Raw genomic sequence first — 4,640 nt, 5'->3', positions numbered from 1 at the left:
GTAGATTGGTTATCAGCACTTGGCGCGAATATCTCTGCTTCGTGTAACTGCCCCCGTGCTTCGCCGATACTCGCCTGAGCTGCATCGATACCATCGGCATGCACATCCCAGGTCCACATCTAGGCGCCGCTCCGATGAGACAGTGTCACGACAAGCAGCCCGGTCTGAGCAGGCGTTATGGCAGCTATCGTTGCAGTTTGCGCTCTTCAAGTGCAGAATATGCAGACAGACGAAAGGGTGCTGACGTGGACCGACGTGAAGTTGGTGGTCGATTGATCTACCTTCCGGCCGATAGTTCCGCATCCTCCGAAGCCTTCCTCGACGATGTCCTCGTCGGCTGGCGACGCGCGCAGATCACCCAGAATTTCCGTGCAAGTACCGCCGACCGCCGAATCAAACTGATCCATCGCATGGTCGACTTCGTGGGATCCCCACCGTGGCAATGGTCCCCGCACGATGCCGACGAGTTCTTCGCTCATCTGCGTGGGGTACGCAATCTCTCTCACGCCACGATTCGGGCTTATCAGTCCGACGTCCGACTGTTCTTGGAGTACGCGACCAACCCCGTCTACGAGTGGAACGAGAACTGCGGGCGGCTGTTCGGGACCGTGTTCTCGCAGGTGATCACCGAATTCAACCGAGCCACTCATGTGCAGACCAACGACACCCAGGACAAGCGGCGCCCGTTCACCAAGGCGGAGCTACAGCAGTTCTTCGACCTCGCCGATCTCGAACCGGAACGAATCCTCAACTCGGGACGCAAAGGCGCACTTGCTGCGTGGCGCGATGCGGTGGCGTTCAAGGTCTTGTACGGATGGGGCCTGCGGGCCGGCGAAGGGCGACAGCTGCAACTGGTCGACTGCTCACGAAACGCCCGTGCCCCTGGTTTCGGTGAATGGGGACTGCTACGTATCAGGCACGGAAAAGCGATGCGCGGTTCACCCGCCAAACAACGCACAGTCCTGACCGTATTCGACTGGGCTGCAGAGGCACTCGAACACTGGGTCAACTACGGCCTACCCCGTTACGGACAGCCGCTCGCCGACCTGTTCCCCACCGACCGCGGAGGTGTTGTCGCCGGCAGAGACCTGTGGAAGCGGATGCGAAACCTGGTGGACGAGCTCGGCTTCCCGCCGGGCTTGGACCTGCACTCGCTCCGACGCGCGTATGCAACTCATCTACAGACCGAGTACGGATACGACTTGAGCTTCGTGCAAATGCAGCTCGGCCACGAACACGCAGCAACGACCTCCATCTATACGATCGCCTCCCCCGACTACCGGGCACGCCATCTGGAACAAGTGTTGTCGAACACGCTGCGTCGCAGCGTCGGTGAACGAGATGGTGCGAGAGGAAAGGCAGACGATGAAACGTGAAATACAGTATCGCTGGCGTGTGCGTGAACACATGGCACGCGTTGGAATGAAGAACAGTCGTGACCTCGTGGAACCGTTGCGGGACAGAGGAATTACCCTGTCCGAATCACAGATCTACAGGATCGTCGGACAGGAACCCGAACGCATCGCGTTCAGTGTTCTCGTTGCCCTCTGCGACATCTTCGGCATCGAAGCCGGCGACCTCGTGACCTACACCGCGACAGACGCGAACCGTCGACGAGACAAGCGTGCAGTGAACTCGCCAACGGACGTTCCTCTCCTTGACGCATACAGACCAGTCAGGGCGCGAATCACCGACGACGATGCCTGACCGTCCCAGAGGCCGACCGCGTACGGTCGGCGGATCGAAGGTGTGCGATCGCTGCACTATCGCTGTTTCCCGGCACCGAGTCCGATGGCCCACCGAATCACTCTGCGGTGCGTGCTTCACCGCTGCAGTGCGCACCTACGGCCGCTGCGCACTGTGCGGCATCGAACGAATGACACCCGGGCTATCACCCGCCCGGCAGTCGATCTGCCGGGAATGCGCAGGCATCACCACTGCCCTCGACTGCACGAACTGCGGCCGCGAGGCCGAGCGCCTACGTGGTGGACATTGCGCACGATGCGTCGTCACCGCAGACCTCACCGCGGCTCTACGACCGCACGATCCCCCAGACCTCCGACTCAAACGGCTCGTCGCAGAACTGGCGAAGGTGTCACGTCCGGAGAGCATCGTTACCTGGATGCGAGGCAAATCGGCTGCCGAGCTGCTGCAGAAGATCGGTGACCGTGAGCTGATGCTCTCGCACAGTGCCTTCGACGAGCTACCCCCTGGCCGACACGTCGAACACCTTCGAGAAATGCTGGTGGACCTTCACATCCTGCCCGACCGCGGTAATCCTCGACTCGCCCGGTTCCAGACGTGGCTCGAGAACCGGCTCGACACACTCGCAGACCGACCAGATGTTCGCACCGCTCTCGAACAATTTGCCCGATGGCATCACCTTCGCCGCATCCACGGAAACCGAATCCGCAACATGGACAACGCAACTCGAACCGCGAAGCAAGAGATCACCGAAGCCGGGAAGTTCCTGATCTGGCTGAGCGAGAACCATCACGTCACTGTCGACGCACTGACTCAGGCCCACGTCGACGAGTACTTCTCCACTGGGACCACCACCCGAATGGCAGCACGCAACTTTCTCCAATGGCGAGCCAAAACAGGGATCGGCAAGCGCTACCACCTGAAATACCGCGAGGCTCGGCAAACACCACTCGCCTCATCCCACGAACGCTTTACACTGATTCGAACAGTCCTCGAGTCGGAGGCAGTGGTGCTCAACAACCGGATCGCTGCACTGATGCTTCTTCTGTATGCGCTGCCGGTCCGCCGGATCGCCGAAATGCGCACGGAGCAAGTAGAAGTCACACCAACGGGAATCAGCCTCCACCTCGGTGAACATCCTGCGCCAGTGCCCGAACCGCTACTCCCCCTCTTCCATGAATACTTGACCTCACGCGCCAACCAGCGCACCACCAACAATCAATCCCCGTGGCTGTTCCCAGGAACACGGGCCGGGCATCACATCACCGAGCAGACCCTTCTGAATACACTCAGACAGGTCTTCGGCATCAAAATCCTCGCGATTCGCAACGCAGCGCTGCACGACCTGACCAAAGAACTCGACGCCGCAACGCTCGCCGACCTACTCGGATACAGCAACAAGGTGATGAACATTCACGCCGCTCGCTCGGGCGTCCCGATGGGCAGCTATCCGGCGATTGGATCACGCACGACGTGACTACCCGCCCTTTTTGAGGTCATTCAAGACTTCTATCCACGCAGTCGGCCCCGAAGCCTATCCACGGCATTCGCACTACCTCTGAGATTGCGTACGCCCTATGCAGACTTCATACGATGCATTGGCGGGACTCGGCTGCGAGATCGTCGTCGTGCCGTTGTCAGAGCCATTCCTGCAGCAACCTGGGGTCACAGGAGCGGATCGCGCCGTCAACCGGAATTGACAAGCGGCCGATGTCAATTTACATTGACACCATGACCGAAGCCACAACACTCGCCGCAGCCGCCAGCAGCCCTGATCCTGCCGAAGGGCTTCGCGCAGTGCTAGCACTGCGTCGACTGCTCGAGCGTCTCGAAGCAGTCCAAGTTCGCAATGCCCGCAACCAGGGTTGGCCCTGGCAATTGATTGCGGACTCGCTCGAAGTCAGCAGACAGGCCGTGCACAAGAAGCACGGCGGACAAGGGAGGTAGATGATGTTCGAGAAGTTCACCGCAGCAGCTCGACTCACCGTGATCGGTGCGCAGGATGTCGCCCGCGAACTGCAATCGTCGCGTATCGGCGTCGAGCACCTGATGATTGCTGCGCTCGACGGTGCCGACGAGTCGCTAAGGACTCGAATGACCACGCTTGGAGTCACTTCCGAAGCAGTTCGCTCGGTGGTACAGGTCAGCGCTGGGCTGGGGCCCGCAGATGCTCACGCGCTGAAGTCGATTGGAATCGATCTCGATGCCGTTGTCTCGCAGGTCGACGCCGCATTCGGTGCCGGAGCCCTCGATCGCAAGCGCGAACGGGCACGGCGGCATTTACCCTTCGACAAAGCTGCCAAAAAGGCACTCCGGCAGTCGATGAAAGAAGCAGTTGCACTCCGAGACCGCGATATCGGTGTAGCTCACGTTCTGCTCGGGGTTCTTGCGCAGGATGACTCCACGGTGCGCACTCTCCTGCCGGCCGGCGTGACGGTGGCTCGTGCACGCGGCGCGATCTCACCACTGACTACCTAGCGTTTCTCGTCAACGGAGCCCATGAACACCGCGTTTATCAGTCGTATCCCGCCATCGGCACGGACCTGGCATTGTCGACCTTCCCAATTGGGGATTCGTCTGCTGTTCTTGTCGGCGGGGGCCGTATCCGGTCTGCCGTTCGCCGGGACGATCATCCAGCGCGTCGGGGGCAAGACGCGTGATCGCTCCGGGCGTCGTCGTCTCAGCAGTGGGACTGGGTGCGCTCTCCGTCGGGCCGGAATCAGGTTGGTCGGTCTTCGCGGGTGACGCGCTCTATCTGATCGGAATGGGGATGGGTATCTGGGAAGTGAGCATGGATGTCGTGGGCGCTCGCGTGGCACATCTTCTCGGCAATAACGCCATACTTCCTCGACTTCACGCCACGCTCAGTATCGGAACGGTCGTCGGATTGGAGGGTCAGCGAATACCTCGAGATCAGATAAGAGACTTACCCAGTG

6 protein-coding genes and 1 pseudogene are annotated in these 4,640 nt (G+C 60.5%); 6 read left to right on the top strand and 1 reads right to left on the bottom strand.

Features of this window, described 5'->3' with window-relative positions; all coding sequences use genetic code 11:
• Positions 1–272: 272 nt before the first annotated feature.
• On the top strand, positions 273–1,376 hold the full coding sequence (locus A2J02_RS18155; RefSeq protein ID WP_068051831.1) for a tyrosine-type recombinase/integrase: 1,104 nt from the start codon (positions 273–275) through the stop codon (positions 1,374–1,376).
• Positions 1,342–1,707, top strand: a complete 366-nt coding sequence (locus A2J02_RS18150; RefSeq protein WP_317784747.1) for a helix-turn-helix domain-containing protein — start codon at positions 1,342–1,344, stop codon at positions 1,705–1,707. The genes A2J02_RS18155 and A2J02_RS18150 overlap by 35 nt, the downstream gene beginning before the upstream one ends.
• 496 nt (positions 1,708–2,203) lie before the next feature.
• Here the strand turns inward: A2J02_RS18150 and A2J02_RS27820 are convergent, their stop codons facing one another.
• Positions 2,204–2,398, bottom strand: a complete 195-nt coding sequence (locus A2J02_RS27820) for a hypothetical protein (protein ID WP_156516283.1) — start codon at positions 2,396–2,398, stop codon at positions 2,204–2,206.
• Positions 2,399–2,416: 18 nt separating this feature from the next.
• Here A2J02_RS27820 and A2J02_RS27815 point away from each other — a divergent pair, with 18 nt between their 5' ends.
• The 4 genes and pseudogenes from A2J02_RS27815 to A2J02_RS28790 form a co-directional block, all read left to right on the top strand.
• Positions 2,417–3,181: a hypothetical protein gene (locus tag A2J02_RS27815; protein ID WP_156516282.1), complete on the top strand. Its 765-nt coding sequence runs from the start codon at positions 2,417–2,419 to the stop codon at positions 3,179–3,181.
• A gap of 254 nt (positions 3,182–3,435) precedes the next feature.
• Positions 3,436–3,651, top strand: coding sequence for a hypothetical protein (locus A2J02_RS18140; protein WP_068051821.1), 216 nt, complete (start codon positions 3,436–3,438; stop codon positions 3,649–3,651).
• Positions 3,652–4,182, top strand: coding sequence for a Clp protease N-terminal domain-containing protein (locus tag A2J02_RS18135; protein WP_082898905.1), 531 nt, complete (start codon positions 3,652–3,654; stop codon positions 4,180–4,182).
• Positions 4,183–4,360: 178 nt separating this feature from the next.
• Positions 4,361–4,640 (top strand): annotated as a pseudogene (locus A2J02_RS28790) (hypothetical protein); the annotation flags it as partial.

Origin of the sequence: Rhodococcus sp. EPR-147, assembly GCF_001647185.1 — a bacterium.
Taxonomy (GTDB): Bacteria; Actinomycetota; Actinomycetes; order Mycobacteriales; family Mycobacteriaceae; genus Rhodococcoides.
The sequence above is the reverse complement of the archived record's forward strand: the minus strand, read 5'-3'. Positions and strand labels throughout refer to the sequence as shown.